Origin of the sequence: Kocuria tytonicola, from assembly GCF_003687455.1 — a bacterium.
In the GTDB taxonomy this organism is placed as follows: domain Bacteria; phylum Actinomycetota; class Actinomycetes; order Actinomycetales; family Micrococcaceae; genus Kocuria; species Kocuria tytonicola.
Genome location: NZ_PHOA01000025.1, coordinates 21,630 through 27,700 on the forward strand (window position 1 = coordinate 21,630; position 6,071 = coordinate 27,700).

Sequence of the window (6,071 nt, forward strand, 5' to 3'; positions counted from 1 at the left end):
CACCACCTCGATACCATCTCGGTGTGGAGATGACGCTGAGACTGACGGACGAGGACGAGCACATTTTGGCGGGCCTTGCGGCGGAGGATGGGATCAGTCTGGAGGAGGCAGCGATCCGTGCCATCCGCGAGGCCGCTGCACGCCGAAGAACCGCCCATTCTCCGACTTCCTGATGTCGACAAACCGTTCCAACAGCGCGGACGGGGCTACCGCCAGTACCCTGTTTGCGATTTCTTCTCCACGAAGTAGAACGCGATCCCCAACAGGATCACTCCCACGCCGATCAGAGCCGCCCACGGTAGATGAACCCAGAAGGCAAGGAGGATCACCCCAACTCCTGCGACCATCTGCTTGATGGCCCACATGATGGTGGCTCGTCGCATGGGCGGACGGTAGCCAGACGGCGGATCCGGAAGATCATCTTTCATCGGTCACCACGATTCTTCGTAAATCCCATGTCGTTCCCTGCTGAGAACCGAGCATCAGACGCCCCGCGCCCACAATGGGCGCTTAGCCATGAATCATGTCACAGGCGGTGCCGGCGATTTCCTCGCCACAGTGGCCCACAGACAATCAAATTCCGAACACGTCACCGCAATACTGCGCCGCTGGCACTGACCCACCTCAGGTGTCGGCTGCTCACACCCGTTAGTCCGGGGCTGAATCTGGGGAAGTATCCAGGACGACCCCCTGACATCGGGCTGGCTCACGAAGGCCAGCGCTCTCTTGTCTGCCACACTTCGTCCATGCCGTCGAACATCGCGCACCTCTCTCCAGCAGAAAGTGGTGGCTCGTCCGCGAAGAGTTTGGGGCGCGCTCGATGGCTGGTGCTCTCGAACGGGCTCGACGCCGGGGGACGTTCCGCCACGGATGTCGCCGTGGATGTGCTGGCGGTTCTGGTCTTGGGTGTGGGGGCAGACCAGATGGGCGTCCTCATGACGCTGTCCGGGCTGGGCTTTCTCTTCTTCGGCGTCCCCATCGGCATCATGGTGGACCGCCACCTCAGCCCGGCTCTCCTGACTGCGGCCGGCATCGCAAAGGCGGCCCTGCTCAGCACGCTCGTGCTCGCCTGGGCGGTGGACGCCCTCACGTTTTTCCACCTGGCAGCGGCCATGTGCCTCCTGGGCGTGCTCACCGTGCTGGCCGAAACCACACAGGCAACTCTCGTTCCCCGAGTGGTGCCCTCTGCCAATGTCCCCCGCTTGGCGGCGCGGCTCGAATCAGCCGATGCCGCTCTGGGATTGATCGTGCCCGCAGCCGCTGGTCTTGCGGTGGCAAAGTTGGGATCGGGGCCCGTTCTCGCGCTGTCTGCCGCTTTCCTGTTGGGTGCTGGGTTGGTGGCACTCAAGGTCCGCACGATCTCCCCAGCCCAGCACGACAGGACAAACGCCGGAACAGCCGATGCTGAAGCCGCCCTCTCCCGGTGGGCCCAGTTCTGGGCGGATGCTGTGGAGGGATGGAGTGTGCTCCGCAGCGCCCCCGCATTGTGGTTGCTCACACTGAGCGGCACAGCCAGCAACCTGGGCATGTCCCTCTTTGTGCCCGTTGAGGCGGTGTGGATCCTCACCGATCTCCGCATGGGGCCGGAGTTCCTGGGCTTCCAACTCACTGCAGGTTCAGCCGGCGCACTGGCAGTTACCGCGATTGCCAGTCGATGCATCGCCGTTCTGGGTGACCGCGGGGGCATTCTCACTGGCTCATTCGGCTGCGTAGCGGCCGTGGGTCTTCATCTGGTGGCCTACTTAGACCGCAGCAACGCGGCGGTCTATCTGCTCGCAGGCTCCGCGCTGTGGGGGTTCATGGTCGTCCTCAACAACATCACCCAGGCCACGGTCTTCGCGTGGGCCTGTCCCGAGGGAACTCTTGGACGCGTCACCGCCCTCCGGCGAATGCTCACGCGCGGCGCCATACCTTTTGGCACGCTCGCGGGCGGAGCCGTGGGCGCAGCTTTTGGTACGTGGTGGGCTCTCATGGGCTGGCAGGCATTCGCCGTACTCTCCCTGGCGCTGACGGGCATGGCCTTCCGCCGCCTCGGGACGGCCACCATACGGAAATGACGATACGCATGGGTTGGGCAACCCTGCGGGCGCCTTGGTTGGGGTTTCCCCACCCCACGAGGCACGTCCGCGTCACCGGTTACGGCGCCCATCCGAGGATCAGCGCAAGAACCTCATCGCTCAGGTCCCGGTCGGCGAGGACCAGGCGAACGGCCTGTTCATCGGGATTTCCTCGGTCGGTGCCCCTGTACCTCAGAGAGAGGCCAGCCTTCTTCGCCACCGAGAAGGAAGGTGCGTTGTGCTCGAGAACCTTGGCCACGACGGGGAGGTCTGGCCGATTCCGCCTGGCTGCGTCAACAGCTGCACACGCGAGTTCCGTGGCCAGACCTCGCCCTTGGGCCTCAGGGGCAAAGCGGTACCCCAGGTTCCAATAGCGATCTTTCTGAAGCGTGCATCCACCGTGCCCCACCACCCGACCGGCCTCTCGCACGACCCAGGAGCCCAGGCCGTTTGCCTGCCAGTCTTCTATCCACCGCGTGAGGAGAGCATCCGTCTGCTCACGCGAGGTGAGCCGACCGCTCGGGAAATGCGTCCATGTCCGAGCATCCGAATAGATGAGGTGGATGCTGTCTAGGTCGGACGAGGTCGGTAGATCGAGACTGAGGCGAGCGGTGCGGTCCATGCGACGATCCTGCCACTGTGGAGGAGAATTCGACGGCCATTTGACGCCGCCTCAGGAACGCCGGATCTGACAGGATGGCCAGCATGGCCCCTTTCAAGAACATGTCGCTCACCTACCAGGCGGGGAAGTTCTTTATTGGGATCGGGGCCGTGGTGGCGATCCTCTTCTTCATCCTCGATCCTCGGGCAAGCATCGTGTGCCCCGGCCTCGTCCTGGTCGAGATCGGGCTGGTACTTCTCATGATTGGCTGGTTCCGGCACCCCGGCCGCAGGCGATAGCGCTCCCCCGCTCTGCTGCCCACCCCTCAGATTGACCAGCATTATGAGTACGCAGACGTGTACACATAGACGTACACTTCACGTACACTGGCCCCATGACATCACTCCTTTCTCATCCCCTCACCAGCCGCGAAGCACGCGAAAGCCTCGGGGACACCCTCCAGCGCTTCCGTACCGAGGGGCTGACGGCTGAGCCGGTCACCTTCGGAGCGCAGCGCAAGCCAGAGGCGGTGATGATCCCCTACGAAGCCTTCGAAGCCATTGCTCCCCTCCTGGAGGACCTGGCCACGGCGGAGACCGCTCGGGCTCGCATTCGCGCCGGTGGAGCCTCCCCCCTGTCCGAAACCGCAGAGACACTGGGCCTCGACCCCGCCGACTTCCAGTGACCCGTCGAGCGCTGAAGCTCACGAAGCTACCGGGCTTCGAGGAGGACGTTCTCGCGTTGCCTCGAAAGCCTCACGACATCGCCAAGATGGCGCTGGAACGACTCGTCTTCATCCGCGACGGGGCGATTCGTGGGGTTCCTCTCGAGGATCATGCTGGGACAGGTGATCTGTCGGACTGCTACAAGTTGTACTTTGACCCCGTCCCGACGAGAAAGCCGCGATACCGCCTGGTCTACCGCTACACACCCAACGAGGTTCAGGCTGTGGCGCTGGAGGCGGTGTCCGTGGGCGAACGCGAGGGGCTGGCGGTCTATCTGCAGGCCGCAAAGCGACTCGGACGAGACACGCACTGAGTCCAAAGCTTCCCCCGAGTCTCAGCCACTACCCAGGAGGCCCCGTGCCCGAAGGTGATTCCGTCTACCGCCAGTGCAAGATGCTGCGCGAGGCGCTGGAGGGTGCGGTGGTCGAGAGCTCGGACTTCCGGGTGCCCGCCCTCGCAACCTCGGACGTCTCCGGGCGCACCGTCGTGGCTGTGGTGCCGCGCGGGAAGCACATCCTCATCCGGCTCTCCGCAGCCCCGGACGCCGAGGAGATGCGTTCCGGCGCCGAGCCCCTCACCCTGCACTCGCACCTGATGATGGACGGCACCTGGCGGGTCTTCGACAGGGCCCAGAACGACGACGCCGGGCAGCCCAGCGGGTCACTCGCCGGACGTTCACACACCGGCGGGGCCGCCAGCACCGCGAACACCCCCGCCAGCGTTCCGGGGCCCCGGAGTGGAGCGGGCCGCCCCGCGGCTGGTGCGCGCGGACCAGGCCGTGCGGCGTCGTCGTCCGGCGGTGGCGGGGGTGCAGGCGGCGTACGACGGAGCCGCCCCGGCGCGAGCCCCTACCGTCCGCGCGCCAGAGCGGGCGGCAGTGTCCGCTCCGCCGCGGAGGCGCGCACCCGGATCAGCGCGGACGTGGCCATCGGGCAGGGCTCGCACACCATCCGCGCGATCCTGCGCACCCAGGACGTGGAGGCCGTGGGCTTCGACGTGAAGGACGTGCGCCTGGTGCCCACCCGGCTGGAGGACCAGGAGCTCGTGGGCTACCTGGGCCCGGACATCCTCGGCCCGGACTGGGACCTGGAGAAGGCCCTGGAGCGGCTGAGCGCGCAGCCGGACCGCGCGATCGGCACCGCGCTCATGGACCAGCGCAACCTCGCCGGGATCGGCAACGTGTACCGCGTGGAGACCCTGTTCATGTCCCGCACGAACCCCTGGGCCCGGGTTGACTCGCTGCCCGAGGGGAAGCTGCGGGAGATCGTCGTCCTCGCGCACAAGCTGCTGCACCTGAACAAGGACCGCTCCATGCGCTCCACCGTGGGCCAGGCGCCGCAGGGCCGCCCCCTGTTCTGGACGTACGGCAAGGACGGTCAGCCGTGCCGCCGCTGCGGGACCGTGCTGAAGCGCGGGGAGATCGACGACGCCCTGCTCACCGTGGATCCCGCACCGTCCCGCACCGCGGTGCAGCACCTGCGCACCATTGCGTGGTGCCCGCGGTGCCAGGCCGCGGAGTGACGGAACCGCCCCGCGGACCCGTGCCGAGGCAGGGAGTCCGCGGGGCGGCGTCGTCGGACGGGGCGCAGAGGTCAGCGGGTGACCCAGGTGCGTCCCGTGGTGCGGGACCAGTGCGCGGTGTACCCGTTGGAGAAGCGCTGCTGCACCTCGGAACCTGCGCTGTACTCCTCCGTGAGGGGGTAGCCCCAGCCGCGCTCGAACCCGGCGCGCTGCCACGCCTGGCCGATGCCGCCGGACTCCTTGACCGCGTGCGCACCGGTGCGGGCGGTCCACAGGATCTTGTGCCGGGCGCCGTTCGCAGCCCGGAAGTTCTGGTAGATGCCGCCGTCGACCAGTCCGCCGCGCTGGATGGCCACGGGCGCGCCCACCACGGGGGCGCCACCCATGGCGAGGTAGCGTGCGCGGATCCCGCCCGTCACCGGAGGAAGAGCGGCCGCGGCACCAGTGGGCGGCGCAGGCTTCATCTGTGGGGCCACGGCCCCACCCGTCACACTGCTGCGGGTGTCCGCCGGGGCCCCGGCACCCGGGAACCCGTAGGAGTCCACGGTGCCCACGAGCCGCCAGCCCTGCCCGTTGCCACCCAGCTGGCCGTCCACGTAGGTGAGGCCGATGCCCACCACCTCCATGCGCGGGTCCGTGAGCACCTTGTTGTGCGCGGGCGAGTTCTTCCACCACGTGGTGAGGTCCGTGACCGAGTTCTGCCAGGACAGGGCGTGGATCTCCCCGGCGGCGTCGTACCCGGCGGCACGGCGGTCCGTGAGGAACGTGTTCGAGTGGTCGATGACCTCCTGCCGAACCAGGCGGTCCGACTGCCCCTGCGCGATCCCGGACAGGGACGGGGAGTACTTCACGGGCTGCAGCCCGCGGGACGCGCGGTGGCTGTTGATCTGTCCGAGCATCTTCTGGGCGTCAGCGTTGCGGGTGCCCGAGGAGACGGAGACGATGTCCGACGGCGCGGCGTCGGCACCGGGGGCCGTCACGAGACTGCCGGTCACCAACACGGCGGCCGCGGCGCTCGCCGCGGTGAGGGTGGAGAGGGCACGGTGCAGGACGCCCGGACGGGTGCGGGCAGAGAGGTGGCGAGGGGGCATGGCGGGATCTTTTCGTCGTCGGGCGTGCATGCGACCCACCACGGGGTGCGGCGGGGGCGGTGCACGGTGCGGGGAC

At 67.5% G+C, this 6,071-nt stretch carries 9 protein-coding genes; 6 read left to right on the plus strand and 3 right to left on the minus strand.

The genetic code is table 11. The features are described 5' to 3' along the window. Positions 1-23 precede the first annotated feature (23 nt). Positions 24-173: a hypothetical protein gene (locus CWC38_RS12090; RefSeq protein ID WP_165860342.1), complete on the plus strand. Its 150-nt coding sequence runs from the start codon at positions 24-26 to the stop codon at positions 171-173. Positions 174-206: 33 nt separating this feature from the next. Here the strand turns inward: CWC38_RS12090 and CWC38_RS12565 are convergent, their stop codons facing one another. Then, positions 207-329: a hypothetical protein gene (locus CWC38_RS12565; protein ID WP_276309555.1), complete on the minus strand. Its 123-nt coding sequence runs from the start codon at positions 327-329 to the stop codon at positions 207-209. A gap of 417 nt (positions 330-746) precedes the next feature. Between CWC38_RS12565 and CWC38_RS04775 the strand changes: the two genes are divergently transcribed. After that, entirely contained in the window at positions 747-2,057 is a 1,311-nt protein-coding gene (locus CWC38_RS04775; RefSeq protein WP_121845678.1) for an MFS transporter, read from the plus strand. A 79-nt stretch (positions 2,058-2,136) separates the two neighbouring features. Here CWC38_RS04775 and CWC38_RS04780 read toward each other — a convergent pair whose 3' ends face one another. After that, entirely contained in the window at positions 2,137-2,679 is a 543-nt protein-coding gene (locus CWC38_RS04780) for a GNAT family N-acetyltransferase (RefSeq protein WP_121845679.1), read from the minus strand. An 83-nt stretch (positions 2,680-2,762) separates the two neighbouring features. Here CWC38_RS04780 and CWC38_RS04785 point away from each other — a divergent pair, with 83 nt between their 5' ends. From CWC38_RS04785 to CWC38_RS12360, 4 genes are all read left to right on the plus strand, one after another. Continuing rightward, positions 2,763-2,957 (plus strand): hypothetical protein, encoded by a 195-nt coding sequence (locus CWC38_RS04785; protein ID WP_124106142.1) that lies wholly within the window; start codon positions 2,763-2,765, stop codon positions 2,955-2,957. Between the two features lie 95 nt (positions 2,958-3,052). Further along, positions 3,053-3,343 (plus strand): hypothetical protein, encoded by a 291-nt coding sequence (locus CWC38_RS04790; RefSeq protein ID WP_121845681.1) that lies wholly within the window; start codon positions 3,053-3,055, stop codon positions 3,341-3,343. After that, a complete protein-coding gene (locus CWC38_RS04795; RefSeq protein ID WP_240625051.1) occupies positions 3,340-3,696 on the plus strand; it encodes a type II toxin-antitoxin system RelE/ParE family toxin in 357 nt (118 codons plus the stop codon). Before CWC38_RS04790 ends, CWC38_RS04795 begins: the two co-directional genes overlap by 4 nt. A 44-nt stretch (positions 3,697-3,740) precedes the next feature. Further along, complete coding sequence (locus CWC38_RS12360) at positions 3,741-4,904, plus strand: DNA-formamidopyrimidine glycosylase family protein (RefSeq protein WP_240625052.1); 1,164 nt, start codon at positions 3,741-3,743, stop codon at positions 4,902-4,904. A gap of 71 nt (positions 4,905-4,975) precedes the next feature. Here the strand turns inward: CWC38_RS12360 and CWC38_RS04810 are convergent, their stop codons facing one another. After that, complete coding sequence (locus CWC38_RS04810) at positions 4,976-5,995, minus strand: CAP domain-containing protein (protein ID WP_121845682.1); 1,020 nt, start codon at positions 5,993-5,995, stop codon at positions 4,976-4,978. Positions 5,996-6,071 lie beyond the last annotated feature (76 nt).